The sequence below is a fragment of the Pseudomonas sp. GW-45 genome, from assembly GCF_056896675.1.
The window spans coordinates 1,130,933-1,146,745 of record NZ_CM167674.1 but is presented as its reverse complement, the minus strand read 5'-3'; the positions used below and the strand labels follow the sequence as shown (position 1 = coordinate 1,146,745).

The 15,813-nt window shown below is 55.6% G+C and carries 17 protein-coding genes; 6 read left to right on the top strand and 11 right to left on the bottom strand.

What is annotated here, in order from left to right; genetic code table 11:
- The first annotated feature begins 57 nt into the window (after nt 1-57).
- Together AC1XYH_RS05165 and AC1XYH_RS05160 are read left to right on the top strand one after the other, a co-directional pair.
- Complete coding sequence (locus AC1XYH_RS05165) at nt 58-1,137, top strand: patatin-like phospholipase family protein (protein ID WP_483325589.1); 1,080 nt, start codon at nt 58-60, stop codon at nt 1,135-1,137.
- Nucleotides 1,134-1,790: a class I SAM-dependent methyltransferase gene (locus AC1XYH_RS05160; RefSeq protein ID WP_483325588.1), complete on the top strand. Its 657-nt coding sequence runs from the start codon at nt 1,134-1,136 to the stop codon at nt 1,788-1,790. The genes AC1XYH_RS05165 and AC1XYH_RS05160 overlap by 4 nt, the downstream gene beginning before the upstream one ends.
- A gap of 88 nt (nt 1,791-1,878) precedes the next feature.
- Here the strand turns inward: AC1XYH_RS05160 and AC1XYH_RS05155 are convergent, their stop codons facing one another.
- From AC1XYH_RS05155 to AC1XYH_RS05120, 8 genes are all read right to left on the bottom strand, one after another.
- Nucleotides 1,879-2,274, bottom strand: coding sequence for a DoxX family protein (locus AC1XYH_RS05155; RefSeq protein WP_483325587.1), 396 nt, complete (start codon nt 2,272-2,274; stop codon nt 1,879-1,881).
- A gap of 187 nt (nt 2,275-2,461) precedes the next feature.
- Nucleotides 2,462-2,947 carry a hypothetical protein gene (locus AC1XYH_RS05150; RefSeq protein ID WP_483325586.1) on the bottom strand — a complete coding sequence of 162 codons (486 nt, stop codon included), beginning with the start codon at nt 2,945-2,947 and terminating at the stop codon, nt 2,462-2,464.
- A gap of 137 nt (nt 2,948-3,084) precedes the next feature.
- Nucleotides 3,085-3,516 carry a DUF7079 family protein gene (locus tag AC1XYH_RS05145; protein WP_483325585.1) on the bottom strand — a complete coding sequence of 144 codons (432 nt, stop codon included), beginning with the start codon at nt 3,514-3,516 and terminating at the stop codon, nt 3,085-3,087.
- A gap of 418 nt (nt 3,517-3,934) precedes the next feature.
- On the bottom strand, nt 3,935-4,471 hold the full coding sequence (locus AC1XYH_RS05140) for a C40 family peptidase (protein WP_483325584.1): 537 nt from the start codon (nt 4,469-4,471) through the stop codon (nt 3,935-3,937).
- 90 nt (nt 4,472-4,561) lie between these two features.
- A complete protein-coding gene (locus AC1XYH_RS05135; protein ID WP_483325583.1) occupies nt 4,562-5,233 on the bottom strand; it encodes a DNA-3-methyladenine glycosylase I in 672 nt (223 codons plus the stop codon).
- Nucleotides 5,234-5,258: 25 nt separating this feature from the next.
- On the bottom strand, nt 5,259-6,083 hold the full coding sequence (gene ttcA, locus AC1XYH_RS05130) for a tRNA 2-thiocytidine(32) synthetase TtcA (protein ID WP_483325582.1): 825 nt from the start codon (nt 6,081-6,083) through the stop codon (nt 5,259-5,261).
- A gap of 112 nt (nt 6,084-6,195) precedes the next feature.
- The gene (locus tag AC1XYH_RS05125; protein WP_483325581.1) at nt 6,196-6,795 is read right to left on the bottom strand and encodes a Yip1 family protein; all 600 of its coding nucleotides are present in this window, start codon (nt 6,793-6,795) and stop codon (nt 6,196-6,198) included.
- Nucleotides 6,796-6,931: 136 nt separating this feature from the next.
- Nucleotides 6,932-7,549: a DNA-J related domain-containing protein gene (locus tag AC1XYH_RS05120; RefSeq protein ID WP_483325580.1), complete on the bottom strand. Its 618-nt coding sequence runs from the start codon at nt 7,547-7,549 to the stop codon at nt 6,932-6,934.
- A 154-nt stretch (nt 7,550-7,703) separates the two neighbouring features.
- On the opposite strand from AC1XYH_RS05120, the gene AC1XYH_RS05115 reads away from it, so the two are divergent.
- Nucleotides 7,704-9,569: a choice-of-anchor I family protein gene (locus tag AC1XYH_RS05115; protein WP_483325579.1), complete on the top strand. Its 1,866-nt coding sequence runs from the start codon at nt 7,704-7,706 to the stop codon at nt 9,567-9,569.
- Between the two features lie 47 nt (nt 9,570-9,616).
- Here AC1XYH_RS05115 and ggpS read toward each other — a convergent pair whose 3' ends face one another.
- Together ggpS and AC1XYH_RS05105 are read right to left on the bottom strand one after the other, a co-directional pair.
- Entirely contained in the window at nt 9,617-11,884 is a 2,268-nt protein-coding gene (ggpS, locus tag AC1XYH_RS05110; protein WP_483325578.1) for a glucosylglycerol-phosphate synthase, read from the bottom strand.
- Nucleotides 11,885-11,932: 48 nt separating this feature from the next.
- Nucleotides 11,933-13,309 carry an MFS transporter gene (locus AC1XYH_RS05105; protein ID WP_483325577.1) on the bottom strand — a complete coding sequence of 459 codons (1,377 nt, stop codon included), beginning with the start codon at nt 13,307-13,309 and terminating at the stop codon, nt 11,933-11,935.
- A gap of 242 nt (nt 13,310-13,551) precedes the next feature.
- On the opposite strand from AC1XYH_RS05105, the gene AC1XYH_RS05100 reads away from it, so the two are divergent.
- From AC1XYH_RS05100 to AC1XYH_RS05090, 3 genes are all read left to right on the top strand, one after another.
- Complete coding sequence (locus AC1XYH_RS05100) at nt 13,552-13,839, top strand: hypothetical protein (RefSeq protein ID WP_483325576.1); 288 nt, start codon at nt 13,552-13,554, stop codon at nt 13,837-13,839.
- A gap of 25 nt (nt 13,840-13,864) precedes the next feature.
- A complete protein-coding gene (locus AC1XYH_RS05095; RefSeq protein ID WP_483325575.1) occupies nt 13,865-14,332 on the top strand; it encodes a flavodoxin family protein in 468 nt (155 codons plus the stop codon).
- A gap of 69 nt (nt 14,333-14,401) precedes the next feature.
- Nucleotides 14,402-14,896 carry a SprT family zinc-dependent metalloprotease gene (locus AC1XYH_RS05090; protein WP_483325574.1) on the top strand — a complete coding sequence of 165 codons (495 nt, stop codon included), beginning with the start codon at nt 14,402-14,404 and terminating at the stop codon, nt 14,894-14,896.
- 20 nt (nt 14,897-14,916) lie between these two features.
- Here the strand turns inward: AC1XYH_RS05090 and AC1XYH_RS05085 are convergent, their stop codons facing one another.
- Entirely contained in the window at nt 14,917-15,741 is an 825-nt protein-coding gene (locus AC1XYH_RS05085) for a spermine/spermidine synthase domain-containing protein (protein WP_483325573.1), read from the bottom strand.
- Nucleotides 15,742-15,813 lie beyond the last annotated feature (72 nt).

Here is a 15,813-nt window from a genome sequence, read left to right as displayed (position 1 = left end):
AAGCCAACCTTAAAATCATCGCCGCATCCATCCGTACCGCAAAGGAACCGCTCAGACATGCCTGCAATTCATGTTTCCGCTCCCGCATTAACGCTGCGCGCGGGCCATCGAGCCATTGAGCACATACGAAAAAATGGCCTACAACCAGCAGACGTGCATATGATTCCCGGGGCCGCCGGCGGGCCCAAAGCGCTAGGCATCCAGGGTCTGGATCTGGCCCTATTTGGTGAGTGGCTGCCACGCGCGCCACAAATGCGCAGCCTAATCGGCGCTTCCATCGGCAGTTGGCGCTTTGCCAGCGCCTGCATGCCCGACCCGGTCGCGGCGCTGCGCCAACTGGGCGAGCTGTATACCAACATGCGCTTTCCCAAAGGCGTGAGTATCCAACGCATCAGTGCGGCATGCGGTGAGATGTTGGATGAGCTACTCGGTGGCGAGTTCGACAGTATTCTCAGTAACCCGAATTACCATCTTAATATCGTAGTAGTAAAAAGCCTTGGGCTGCTGCAGCACGACTCGCGCACCCGACTCGGGCTTGGCTTGAGCGGCGTGATTGGCGCCAACTTGTTGGGCCGCCGCCACCTTGGTCGATTCTTTGAGCGCGTGATTCTGCACGACCCGCGCCAGCGTCCGCCACTGGATGACTTGCAGGACTTCAAAAGCAGTCACGTTAACCTCACGCCAGATAACCTGCGCGCCGCCCTGCTTGCCTCAGGCTCCATTCCCATGGTGATGGAAGCAGTACGAGAGATCCCCGGCACCGCGGCGGGTGTATACCGCGACGGAGGCCTGCTCGATTACCACCTGGACCTGCCCTACCAAGCCCCCGGAGTTGTGCTCTACCCGCACTTCCTAGACCGTGTTGTGCCAGGTTGGTTTGACAAAACACTACCCTGGCGCAAGGCCAACCCGCAGCAGCTGCGCGACGTGCTGCTGCTTGCGCCCTCACGCGAATATCTCGACAGCCTGCCCTATCGCAAGCTGCCTGATCGCAAGGATTTCAATCGCTTTGTGTACGATAACGATGGCCGGGAAAAGTACTGGCGCACGGCGATGAGCGAGAGCCAACGGCTAGGCGATGCGTTCCTGCAACTAGTCGAATCAGAAGATCTGATCAGCCACGTGCAGCCACTATGATCGAGACCCCAGCCTATTCTCGCTGCCCATTGTGTCAGGCCACGGCCGCGTGGTTCTACAGCGATGAAAAACGTCCCTACTATCAATGCAACGACTGCCTGATGGTTCACGTGCCAGCGCAATGGCATATGAGCCCAGCAGCCGAGCGCGCTGAATACGATCGTCACGAGAACCACCCGGACGATGCTGGCTATCGCCGTTTTCTTTCTCGGCTCGCCGAGCCTTTGCTAGAGCGGCTGCCCGCCGCCAGCCAAGGTTTGGATTTTGGTTGCGGCCCCGGCCCGGCGCTAGCCTGTATGCTGCGCGAACACGGCCACGATGTGGCTCTGCACGACCTCTACTATCACCCCAATCCGCAAGCGCTCAGTCAACGCTGGGGCTTCATTACCGCAACCGAGGTAGTCGAGCACTTGGCGCAGCCGCTGCTGGTATTGGATCAGCTATGGTCATGTTTGCTGCCGGGTGGCTGGCTGGGATTAATGACTAAGCGCGTCAGGGATCAAGAGTCTTTCAAAAACTGGCATTACAAAAGCGACCCTACGCATATCTGCTATTTCAGCGAACAGAGCTTTATATGGTTGGCACAGCGCTGGGGCGCCGAGCTGGAGGTTATCGGTGCCGATGTGGTGTTGCTGCGTAAGGCGCAGGACTAACCTGCTAGAAAGGAAGGTGTGGTGTTGCAGAGGTGACGCAAGCATCAGGGTGCGAATAGAGCTCACCCTGATGCTGTTAAAAACTAACTTACCACTTGGCACCACGCAGCTGATCGACACTCCACGCGCCGCCACCGGCAAAAAACAGATACAGAAACACGAAAGAAAACAGCGCTGCCAGCTCTCCACCGTTAGCCAATGGCCAAAGCGCCTGCGGCGCGTGGGCCAGGAAGTAGGCGAAAGCCATCAGGCCTGAAAGTAAAAAAGCCACCGGCCGTGTGAACAGACCAATCAGCACCAAAAAACCACCGACCAACTCCAGTGAGCCCGCCACACCGGACATGGAGAACAAATCAAACTCACCACGCTGCGCAACTGGAAACCCAAAGATCTTTTGCATGCCGTGCTGCATAAACAAAAAAGCAGTCACAATACGCAGCACGCTCAAAATGCGCGGCTGCCAAGTGGTTAAAATGGCGTCCATAGGGGGCTCTCCCGTTATTCTCGTTATGCAGCCTATCGAAGGCTGCTCAGCGCATATCATACGACCTCAGCATAAACTAAACGAGCCGCGACAAGCGGTTGACCACGCCCTCACCTCGCCTACACGCGCTTTATTCTACGTAGCCCAGGCAGGCACCGTGCCTAGCAGACCAAATAAGATCGCTCGCTTACTTATCGGCCATCCACTTGGCAACATCGTTACCCAAGGTATTGGTGCAGCGATACAGTACCGAGCAGGAGCCCTTGAAGCCTCCAGCGAAGCCGCCCGAAGAATTTCGCGTTTGACGGTAGGTATCTACCAACTGGCCATCTTCGTACAGCTCGGCAATGATCGAAACCGACTTTCGATGCCCGGTAAAGGCGTTACCCGCGCTAAAGGCATTGGCTACCTGCAACTTGAGCTGTTTACCCGTGCCTGCTGCTGGTTCACCGTTCAACGCCGACACCTGCCAGCCATTATCTCTAAGATACTTTTCTGTTGAAGATGAAAAACTGGATCCCAGTTGACCGCACTCAGAGAGGATGTTGCCCGGAATAATATCCTGATCTTGATAGTTGACTGTGCTGCTGACGGCTACGCTGCGGTCAGCAGCCATCGCACCAACACACGACAAGAACCCGATTAAACCCATACAAAAGACTGTGCGCTTCATATCAGTTACCCCTTTTTATAGTTATGCCACTCAGCGGAGTGGCCATTTCCTTATCGCTAGACTCTCCCGCTCAAGCATCTTACCGGCAGAACGCGAGGCTGTGCGCCACCGGCAACATTCTTTTGCCAAGAAGTGGATCAACGCCATTGCCAAAAGCGTCGTTTACCAGACCCTTTGATATTCCGAAGTGAGGGGCGTTGAGCTTTAGAGAAAGACGTCGGCAGATACGCGCAGCATGCGAGCCATTCCACCTCCACAACGTCGATAACTTGATTCACCGCTACCAAACCCAGAGGAGAATAAGCAGCCACCTGCCGATCAGCTACCGCAAGAATGCGCTCGCACAACCACTGTTCATCAAACCCGGCCCACTCACCCGCGACACTGCGCAGGTTGTCACACAACGCCGGAAAAACCTCGAGCCAGAGTATGTCTACCACCAGCTCGGGTGCCAGCTCAGAGGCCAATACTTGTCGGGCAATAAAGGTGTGCGTGCTAGTCGAGACTTCGGTATCCAGAAACAGCTCAGAGAAGGCCGACCAGAGTGGGATACGTTTCTCGATATCCATATCAGCCACGTCCAGGGTCAATACTGGTTGCTGTGCTCGCAGTCACAGCAAAAAACCCGAGTTACGTATGTTCTCGCTGAATAAGCCACCCACAAACCACAGACTACTAAAGAACCACATCACTACTGCAAATAACCTTATGCCTTCCGCGCTCCAGCGAGGTGCGAGAAAACTGATAAAAAACCAGGATCGCCAGCCTTCAAGCCACTGGGCTCCGCCCCAACTAATTACCCATTTCCAGAACAAGGAGCTGATGAGGTAGAGCAGAGTCCATTCTAAAAGCGTCATGATTTCTTAATGTGCGGTGTTCAGGATCACGGTTTTTTGCGGAAAAAAAACCATCAGGCTTCGTGCAGGAACGAGGGAATTGGGAAACGCGGAAAAACTAGCGGAGCGACTTGGGCACATAGCGCCAAGTTCAGTTACTACTGAGCACCCGGCGTGCGCCCTTAAACGTTCGTTGCCAAAAACTGGAACCCAACTCGTCCACCCTCACTACTCCACCTGTGCTGGGAGCGTGCAGGAAACGGCCTTCACCAATATAGATTCCAGCGTGATTAACCCGGCCGCCGTTCATAGCAAAAAGCAGTAAATCGCCCGGTACCAGTGCGCTTTCACTTGGATTGGCAGTGCGCATGGAAGTAAGGCCGGCGGTGGTACGCGGCAGGCTGACGCCAGCGGCTTCGCGGTAAACGTATTGAATCAGACCGCTGCAGTCAAAACCGGTATCGGGAGAACTGCCGCCGTACAGATAGGGAGTGCCAATCAGACTGAAAGCCTGAAACACCACATCGTTGCCGAGCACATCGGCGGAGTTGGAGCGAGCGATGTGCGGCAGTGGCGTGCGAACGTTAGGCTTCTGGATGGCTGCAGTTTCTACCGGCGCCCTCGGCGCACTGCTGCAACCTGCCAGCAGAGCAACAAAGATCAGCATCAGTAGAGCGCCTAACCGCATCCGCATACCTTTATATCGGTGACTTTGGTTTAAAAATGTACGTCTCAGCGCACGATGTCAAGATTCTACTTTAACTTGTTGCGCCAAGTCTCAGTGATTTACGGTAAAAGCCAACATTGCCGACAACTGGCACAATGGGCGACCACTCTCTTGCATCCATTGATTGAGCGCCGCCTGAGCCGCATTCTGATCGCGCTGACTGGTCGGCGCCTTATCAATAATGCCCTGAGCCTTAAGCGCGGCCACCACGTCTTCTGTGGCTACCCAGGTATCCTTACCGACCATACGCAAAAAGCGCGGTACCGATTGGCCGCCAAGCTGAGCACCGCGTTTAGCTAACATGCGCCATAAACCGACGATATTATCAGCGGGCCAATCGGCAATGAGCTGTCCCATGCTGCCGTGCTCTGCCCGCATGTCCAGCACCAGCTGCGCATTGCGAGGCACACTGCGCAGCTTACCGAGGTGGCGAATAATCCGTCTGTCGGTCATCAGCCGCTCAAGATGCTCGGCACTCATCAGCACGACTTTTTCTGGATCAAAGCCGAAAAATACCTCTTCAAACGCGGGCCATTTGGCATCTACAAGACTGTGTTTCAAGCCTGCACGAAATACTCGCAATGCCATGGTCGAGAGGTAGCGATCATCACTGATCTCGCGCAGAGCCGCGGGTGATCTTGGCGTAGGTAGGTGGGCCTCAAGCTCAGCCTTCGAACCAAAACGATTCAGGCAATAACTCTCCAACCAGCGATAATCCTGCACGGTCAAACTCCCCAGCAAACGCGAATCAGAGATTCATCACATTAAGAAAGCGCGGCGCGACAGTCTCGTCGATGCTCAGGCTGGCGAAATCAAATAGCTTGGTATCAGCCAATTGCGATGGCTGAACATGCTGCAGCGAACGAAACACGCTGTCGAGGCGACCGGGTGTCGCACGCTCCCAACCCTGCAGCATCTCTTTAACTACCTGGCGCTGCAGATTCTCCTGCGAACCACATAAATTACATGGAATGATCGGAAAGCCCTGCAGTTCAGAATAGGCGGTAATGTCCTTCTCATTGCAGTAAGCAAGCGGCCGGATCACCACGTTGCGGCCATCGTCTGAGCGCAGCTTGGGCGGCATCGCCTTGAGGTTGCCGCCGTAGAACATATTTAGAAAGAAGGTCTCAATAATATCGTCTCGGTGGTGACCGAGCGCCATCTTGGTAGCGCCGATTTCATCCGCAAAGGTATAGAGGTTGCCACGGCGTAGGCGCGAGCACAGTGAGCAGGTGGTCTTACCCTCTGGCACTTTCTCTTTAACAATGGAATACGTATCGCGTTCAAGGATGTGGTACGGCACACCCAGTTTACTTAGGTAAGCCGGCAGCACTTCTTCTGGGAAGCCCGGCTGCTTCTGGTCCATGTTAACGGCAACCAGTTCAAACTGGATGGGCGCCACTTTTTGCAGGTGAAGCAACACATCGAGCAAGGTGTAACTGTCTTTGCCGCCCGACAGGCAGACCATGATTTTGTCGCCGTCTTCAATCATGTTGTAGTCGGTCACCGCTTCGGCGGTTTGACGACGCAAACGTTTTTGCAGCTTGTTCTGATTAACGCTGAGACGGCTCATGGAGGGGTACACCGGTAGAGTAAAACGCGCATTTTACTGGAAACCGCCATACATAAAAACATCAGCCCCTGACGACTGAGCCGGCAGGGGCTGTTGATTGCTCTCAAACGCATTAGCGCAGGTACACAGGACCCACGCCAAAGCCCCAGAAAATAACCGATGTAGCCATCATGGCAACCAGCACCACCAAGCCAACGGCCATAATAGAACTTGAGAACAAAAAGCCTTCGTCGCTGGGAATGTCCATGAAAATCGGAATGCCCTGATATAACAGGTACACGGTATAGGCAGCGGCAGCAGTGCCTACCAGCATCCCCAGCCAGAGACTGGGGTAAAGCGCGGCCAAACCCGCGATGAACAGCGGTGTGGCGGTATAAGCGGCAAAAACCACGCAATCATTAAAGCTGGGGGTAGAGTCGTAGGTACGAGCCATCCAATGAATAAAAGCGCCCATCACAGCAACGCCGGCGAGCATCGCCAAATACGACAGCACTGTCATAGAGAGCGCGCTGGACTGAGTGAGCTTAACGGCCTCCTGCGTGCCAATGTACCAACCTACCTGAGTGGTGCCGATATAAGCAGAAACTACCGGGATGGCGGCAAGGATTAACACGTGGGTCAGATACATATGCCCAATGCTTTCGTCCTCGCCCTTGATTTCCTTCCATTCCTCGTCGGGATGGGTGAATAACCCCAATACATGGTGGATCATGGCCTGACCTCCTAATTATTATTCAGCCCCCGAGGATCGCTCGTGGAGCTACAGGCGCCAGAATCTCAGCACCCTGCACTGACTATAGCGAAAAATATAACGGACAAAACCGCTTTGCTTAGAGAGATTGGCGACTTCAAACTTTTCCGTAATAGCGTTGAAGAATTAGCATCGCCTGATTTAGCTCCTGCGCCCGTGCAGTATCACCGCCCCGGTCCGGGTGATGCACCCGTACTAGAGCCCGATAGCGTTGTTTTACTGCGCGTGCGTCAGTCGGTTCTTGCAGCTCCATTACAATCAATGCCTGTTGCAGCTCATCGGCAGTAACCATGCTCTTAGGCTGCCTACGCCAGAACCCATCGAGCAGACGTTGCACATCCTCGGCATGCGTTTCACGCCATTGCTGCCAATCGAGATAGTAGCGTCGCAGAGGGTCTTCTAATGCAATCCCTGGCGCAGATGCGTCGCGGGGAAGCAATCGAATATTCAGAGCATGAATGCTCAACGTCTGATCCAATTCCGCCAGCTGATCAGCCAGTTGGTACAGCATGTGAAACAGCAAAAAATGCAGCTGAAACAACCGCAGCGGATCTTGCAGCGCGCCTGGCTCAGCAAACAGCGAATCAGGGTAGCGTTCAGCCAGCTGGCGAATCAGTAAATACTCACCCAGCCCTTGCGGCGAGGCGTTCAACAATTCCAGCAGCGTTTCGCTAAACCCATTAGGGAGCAGCTCTTCAGGTTGTAGATCATCCATCACCGCAGTGTATCAGCACTTGCCGGCTGAACGACCCAAGCACAGGCGAGCCTCAGCAACTTGCGTAATCAAAGTGCAATCAAAGAGTAAGGGTCCTGTCACGAAATCTGCGTATCAATGTCACCTTCGTTCAATTCAGGAAAGGGATCATAAGATGAACAAGTGGATCATTGCCGCCACCAGCGCAGCCATGATGGCTGCGGTTGTCGGCTGTAAAAGCAGCAGTGATGACGACAGCAGCAGCCCGGAAACTCCGGAAGTAGTTACTCCCGAGACCCTCTCGCTAAGCTACCTTGGACGCTACAGCTCTGGTGTATTCGGGCAGAGCGCAGCGGAAATCCCCGCTTATGACCCGGCCAATCAACAAATATTCATCGTCAACGCGCAGAAAGGTGCGGTGGATGTGCTGGATGCCAGAGATATTGCCAACCCAGCATTGGTGAAGACGCTGACCGTCGAGAGCATTGCTGAAGGTGCCGTGGTCAACAGCATCGCATTTACAGCCGGCTATCTTGCCGTAGCAGTGGAAGCGGCCACCAAGACTGATCTGGGTTATGTTGCACTCTTTGATGCCACTACGCTGGAACTGCTTGGCTCCAAGCAAGTGGGCGCGCAACCAGACATGCTGACATTCACACCGGATGGCAAATACCTGCTGGTCGCCAACGAGGGTGAACCAAGCAACGATTACAGCGTTGACCCTGAAGGTTCCATCAGCATTCTGAGCATAAATGGTGACGAGCTGGTTGAGGTCAAAACAGCGGGTTTTGCTGCATTCAATAGTCAGGAAAGCCAACTAAAGGCCGCTGGCGTACGCATATTCGGACCTAATGCCAGCGTAGCTCAGGACATCGAGCCGGAGTACATAGCTGTTTCCGCTGACAGCAGCACCGCGTGGGTCAGTCTGCAGGAAAACAACGCCCTGGCCAAAGTGGATATCGCCAGCGCTACCGTTACCGACATTTTTCCGTTGGGCTACAAAGATCATGGCGGCGCGGGTAACGGCATCGATGCCAGCGACAAGGACGATGCCATCAATATTCGCACTTGGCCCGGCGTACTGGGAATGTATCAACCGGACGCTATTTATGCCTACGACGTAGCAGGCAGCACTTACCTGATCACCGCCAATGAGGGCGATGCGCGTGCCTGGGGCGAAGATGATGACGCCTACTGGGATGGCGATGTCAGCAAAGGCTTCGTTGAAGAATTCCGCATGAAAAGTCTGACCGATAGCCGAGGTTTTGCTCGCCGCGTGGGTGATGACCTTGCGCCGCAACTACATGCCCTGGCGGAGGGTGCGCTGATCAACCCGACGGTCTTCGGATATTGCGGCGCCACCATGACTGACCGTGGCGACTGCGGTGAAGACGAGAACCTCGGTCGTCTGACCGTTGCCTGGACCGACGGCTACCGCAAGGACGCCGACGGCAATCCGGTGATGTTTGATGCCACAGGGATTGAAAACCCCGCTGGCGATCGCCTGATGTACGACAACCTGTATGCCTACGGCGCACGTTCTTTTTCTATTCGAGATGAAGATGGCAATCTGGTTTGGGATTCTGCGGATCAGTTTGAGCAATATTTTGCCAGCGCCGACTGCATGCTGGGCAGCAACCGCGACATCCCCTGCGTCGATTACTTCAACGCGACTCACGATGAAGGCGACACCTTCGACAACCGCAGTGACAACAAGGGCCCTGAGCCAGAAGGCATCACTGTCGGCCATTTAGGCGACAAGACCTTTGCCTTTATCGGTTTGGAACGCATCGGCGGTGTAATGGCGTATGACATCACCGATCCAGCCGCGCCCTTCTTCGTCGATTACCTCAACACCCGCGAAGACTGGACCACCGAAGACCCTGAAGAGGTGCTCGCCAGCGTAGGTGATCTAGGCCCAGAAGGTTTGGTATTTATCAGCGCAGCAGACTCACCGAACGGTGAAGCCCTGTTGGTTATTGGTAACGAAGTCAGCGGTACAACTGCCGTCTTCCAAATCAATCAAGTAGTAGCAAAGTAGAGCAGGCCTCATCACAGCGGCTGGCCGTGCCAGCCGCTGTTTCTTGATCAAGCTACCTTTTCGGCCAAATGCTCCAACGCCAATACCCGCGCGTCTCGTACCCCCTGTAAAAACTCATCCCCCCAGCGCTTGATGTCGTTGTGCTGCACTATGCCAAACAATTCTTTAAGACGTGCCTCGCGCTCGGCCTTGCCCAGCGTCAGACCTATATAAAGCGTATCACGCAAATCGTGCGGATCATGTGGGTTGGTCAGCAATGCACCATGCAACTCAGCCGCCGCACCAGCAAACTCGGACAATACCAACGTACCCGTGCCTCCCAGCAGGCCCTGAGTCGCCACATACTCCTTGGCTACCAGGTTCAGGCCATCGCGCAATGGCGTAATCCACATCACATCCGCCATCAGGTAATAGGCAATCAGCTCCTTAAAGGGAACCGCACGGTAGAAAAACTGCACCGGCGTCCAACCGACCCTGGAGAAGCGACCATTGATGCGCCCCACTGCTTGCTCAATCTGGCCCAGCAACTCGTCGTAGATGGTCATCTCACGGGCTGCCGGCACGCAGATGTTGATCAGCGTGACCTTGCCGATCAGCTCGGGATGCGCCTCCAGCAGCGCTTCAAATGCCAGCAACTTGGCGTGGGTGCCCTTGGTGTAATCCAGGCGCTCCACCGAAAGAACGACACGCACGCTCTTCAACTGTTCACGCAGCTCATCAATTTGCTCTTGGCATTCGTCGGTTTGAGTGATGGCTTTAATCCGTCCAACATCCAGCCCTACCGGATGCGCGCCCAATCCAATCGGACGCCCGTGCACTGAAATCCTTGTGGTCATGCGATCCAAACCCACCGCGCAGCCGTAGGTCAGGTAACGGGGTGCACACCCCTTCTCTTCCAGCACCTCGACCGGCGCCACACCTCGCACCACGTCAACAAAGTTTTCCGACTGACGCGGAATATGAAAGCCGATGTAATCGCACTGCAGCAGGCTGCCAATGATTTCTCGCCGCCAGGGCAGCACGTTAAACACGTCCGCCGAGGGGAAGTAGGTGTGATGAAAGAAGGCAATATTCAAATCCGGGCGCAGGGGCCGCAGGAAGGCTGGCACCATCCACAGGTTGTAATCGTGCAGCCAGACCACTGCGCCATCTGCTGCTTCCGCTGCGGTACGCTCGGCAAACAGGCGGTTTACTTTGAGAAAGACAGCCCAGTCTTCCTCACGAAATATCGCGCGCTCCCAAAAAGTGTGCAGCGTCGGCCAAAAGGCTTCCTTGGAAAAGCGCTTGTAGAACACATCCACATCGTTCTTGCTCAGCGCCACCCGTGCCGCCACCAGGTTCGGATAGTGCTCCGCATCTACCTTGGTGTGCACTTCAAACGCTTCGCGCTTACGCGCATCATGAATCGACCATGCTAACCAGGAGCCCGGTTGGTCACCGCCGAAGAAGCTCAGCAAAGTGGGCAAAATGCCGTTAGGTGACGTAGGCGGGCGGCGCACCAGCTTGCCGTCCTCAATCACCTCCTCGTAGGGCAAGCGGTGGTAGACCATAACCAGATCAGCCTTGCCCTTGATTTGCAGATCACGCAGCTCTGAATCCACGCCCAGCGGGCCTAGAAATCCGAAGTGCGAGATCGCTTCGAGAATGCCGCCGCAACCACTCAAGCGGGCGTGCAATACCTTCGCGCGATCTCCGGTAGCCTCCAAAAGCGCGATTTCTGACTCACCGACGCACACGCCTTTGAAACCCTGTTCGTACATCGACAGGTCATTCAATGTGTCGCCCGCAACCAGCACCTCCTCCATCGCACCGCCAATATGATCGACCAAACGACGCAGGGTGGACCCTTTGTTGACGCCACGTGGCAGGCAATCCAGATACATACCAGCGGAGAAAAGCAGGTCACAACCCAAACCTTCCATCGCCTCGCGTACCTTATCGGTAACCGCGTCAGGCTCACAGAAATAGGAGCAGCGCCGCTGCTGCGGCACATCCTGTCGCTCCAGGCCGGGGAAGACTGACAGCCGTTGTGCGACCACCTGCTCGCCAGGCCAGTCGGCTTCTATATCGCTCTGTACCGGGTAAACCGGTTGTAGGGTTTCACCGTCGACTACCGTGGCACCAACATCGCAGATGATGTAATCAGGCCGCGGGATGGCTGGGTCTGACAACAGTGGCACCACTACTTCCAGCCCGCGCCCGGTAACAAATACCAGCGTAATACCGGGGTGCGCGTTGATCAGCTGATACAGCCGCTGACGGTTATCGGGGTCACCTCCAAGAAAGGTGCCGTCCAGGTCGGTTGCCAACATCATAGGTTCGTACTCCCTGTCACTACTGAATACATAGATAGCCTCCGACGCTCAGTTGCGCCCTGGCTGCTGTTCTTCATCATCCGTTGCGGGTTGCTGTACATCCGCGTGCAACGGATGTGCTGTCGATTCGTCTGCTCCAGAAGGTTCTAAGCCATCAACTTCTGAGTTACCTGCTTCTGCCCGCTCTCCGTCATGCCCTTCGTGCGTCGCATCTTCCAGCATCATTTCCAGTACAGCGTTAGAGGTACGCACCATGGGAATGTAATGCGCAGCCTCATCGACGATCCGGTCACGACCCTGGCGCAGCTGCCATAGGGCATAGAGCGCGCTGAGCGTAAACATCAGCGTAAAAAACAGCGGCAAGGCAATGGGGCTGGTCATGCTCATCAGCCAACCGGCCAACGCCGGGCCTATGGCTGCGCCCAGGCCGTGCAGCATCAACAGCGCTGCATTGCCGGACAAAATATCTTCTTGGTGTAAATGATCAATCAGGTGGGCCACCACTGCCGGGTAGACCGCGAAAGAGCCGGCACCGAACACCGCAGCGGCTACCAGCAACCACTGGCCAAAGGGCGCCAGCAACGCCATCAGCAAACCGCCACCTGCCGCTATTCCGCAGATCACCACCAGCGCTTTGCGTCTATCTATCTGGTCAGAAAGGCGGCCCATTGGCCATTGCGAAAGTGCGCCTGCGACGATCACCAGTGAAACGAAGCCCGCGATCTGCCCGGTATCCATACCCATACGCCCGGCATAGACCGCACCCAGCCCCCAGAAACCACCCATACCGAGACCGGAAAGCACGGCGCCAGCGCATGCCACTGGTGCAGCCTGCCAAAGACGCTTAAGCGATAGCGCAGGCGTATCGGAGATCACTGGCTGCACCAAGCGAGTAGCCGACACAGGCATCACCGCCACCATAATAAGAATGGCCGCGACCGCAAACAGGGTGAATGCCATGGGGCTGTCCCAACGCAGCAACTGTTGCGCCAGAGCCAAGGAGCCGAGGTTGACGGCCATATAGCAGGCAAATATCTGGCCGCGTCTTTCAGGCGGCGCCGTGGTGTTAAGCCAGCTTTCGATTACCGTATAAATACCGACGAGCGCAACGCCCGTCACTACCCTCAGTAGCAACCACATACCCGGGTTGACCCAAAGTACATGGATCAGCACACACGCCGCTTCTGCAGCCGCAAGAAAAGTAAACGCGCGCACATGCCCCATACGCCTAATCAAGCGTGGGCATAGCCAGGTACCAAGAATAAAGCCGGCAAAATAGGCCGAGCCAAGTAAGCCCAGCGTCTGGTCAGCAAAGCCTTCGGCACTGCCGCGCAAGGCCAGCAGGGTATTCAGCAGGCCGGTGCCCAACAACAACAGGGCGATACCGGTGAGCAGTGCCCCAATGGGCACAAGAAACTTGATCATGAAGCTGAAATCTCCCTTTGCAGGTGGTGGTCGATTTCAGGCAGGGTGGGTGTTAAATAACGTGCTTGTACATTTATAATTTATATTCAGCTGTAAACACCCTACCCCAGCTAGCCGCTGCTGACCAGCCTGCGCTTACACTGGCGACAGTTCAACTGCCCACCCGCAAGGCTTCTGTTGCTGATGCTTTAAGCGCTAAACTGAACCCAATTACCTTTTTACACAACGAACCGGTTTAACCCATGTCCAGCCTTAAAGAAGTCGCTCGTAAGCTTTGCGCTCCCTTGCTCAATCCGCTCGAAAACAGCGACGCGCCTTATCGCTACTTCCCAAAAAGCCGTGCCATTCTGGTGATCATGAGCTTGCTGTTCCTCGGCTTGGCAATCGGGCTGGCGGTATTCTTGCCATCGGGTATTGAGCTTACCTTCCTGATCCCCGTTACCGTGTTTGGCCTGATCGGCATATTGGGTTTGCTGGTTGCCTGGCTAGGTTCCGAGAGAGCCGTGGCGCGACTGTGGAGCAGCAAGTAGGGTTGAGCCCCCCAAAGGAGGCCGCATGACCGAAAAGAGATTATTGATAGTCGCGCACGCCCCTTCCGACAACACCCGTGCCTTGGTCGAGGCCGTGCTGCGCGGCGCGCGGCATAGCGACATTGAAGCCGTCGAGGTTATCTGCAAGCCGCCATTGGAAGCGGGTCCTGAGGATGTACTGCGCGCTGACGCCATCCTCCTCGGCACCACAGAAAATTTGGGATATATGAGCGGTGCCTTGAAGGACTTTTTTGACCGCAGCTACTATCCCGTATTGGAAGAAAAACAGGGCCTGCCTTGCGCGCTTTACATACGTGCCGGCATGGACGGCACCGGCACCCGCCGTGCGGTAGAGTCCATCGTCACCGGCTTACGCTGGAACTGGGTGCAGCCACCGCTGACGCTCAAGGGCGATTGGCAAGCAAGCTTCCTGCAACAGGCCGAAGAGCTCGGTCTGTATATGGCTGCCGGGCTAGACAACAACGTATTTTGACCCACTCTCACCCTCACGGGCGACAGTGCGAGGCTTCTGGCGCGGACTTTACGGCGGTATACTTTGAGCATGGACCGTATACTTGCCCGCCTTGAGGGCTGCTACCAGCTTGCTGAGCAGCACTTTTCCCGTGACTTTTCTCGCCCGGATATCGAACTGGATCTGCGCGGGCAGCGTGCTGGCGTGGCCTATTTGAATCAAAACCTACTGCGTTTCAACGGCCAGATGTACCGCGACAACAGTGAAGACTTCTTGCTACAGACGGTGCCCCACGAAGTAGCTCACCTGATCGCCCATCAAGTCTATGGCTCACGCATTCGTCCACACGGTCCAGAATGGCAAGCGGTGATGACCCAGTTGTTCAGACTACCGGCCAACCGCTGCCATAACTATGCGGTGTCCAAACGGCGCGGCACTCGCTACCTCTATCGCTGCGCTTGCCCAGAGCACATGCCCTTTACGCCACAGCGCCATGCCTGGGTCAGAAAGGGGCGCCAGTACCAGTGTCGGCGCTGCGGCGACCTGTTGCACTTCACCGGGCGACAACAGGCCTTGGCCGTTTAAAGGTATTTGAACGTCAGTGATCAGGGCGCGACTATTTCAGGCGCATCACCCGCACGACGTAACAATTCAATGTAGGGCCGTAGGGAGTATCCCAACTGTGGCTCAAGCGCATCTGCCCATTGCCGCATAGCGACGCGATCGAGCAGCAACTCGCCGGACTGCGGGATAAACAGAATGATGTTGCCCTCCTCCACTTCAACTTGCAGATAATTGGCCCCAAACAAACGGCGTAGGCGGCTGGCTGCATAGGGTTGACCGCTTTGCCCCAGCTGCCACTGGTTCACTACCAGAAGCCCACCCGGACGAAGCGCCGCTCGGCAGGCCGCAAAAAAATCGGCTTCAAGCTGTAGTCTTGCGATACCGCCCTCAAGATAAAGATCCAGAAACAGCAGATCGCAGCTGTGCTCTTGGCTGGCAATATAGGTTTCGGCACTGGCCACAACCACTTCAAGCCGAGAATCATTACTCAAGCCGAACCAACGCCGCGATAGCTCAACCACTTTTTCGCGCAACTCCACAGCGGTTATTTGCTGTGGCTGGACGTACTGCAACACCGCGTTTACTAAAGTGCCGCCGCCAAGGCCCATGGCTATCGCACGCGGCGCCTGGTGTTGCCAGAACCCTGCCAGCAACATGGCGCGGGTATAGTCATATTCCAACCAAGAAGGATTACTCACCAGCCCGCAGCTTTGCTCGGTTTCCGTGCCAAAATACAGGTAGCGCAACTCGCCCTGCTCGCTGACCCAGAGCGAACCAAAGTCATCTGTGCAGCGCTCAAGCTCTCTCTCGGCGCTGACCTTATTCCGACTCAAAACGTACTTATAAAAATTATTGATCCAGCCCATAGGCTGTTTAACCCCTATCACACGCGCTACCATTCGGCGGCACAAGCACATTGATTCCCACTTAAGTAGACC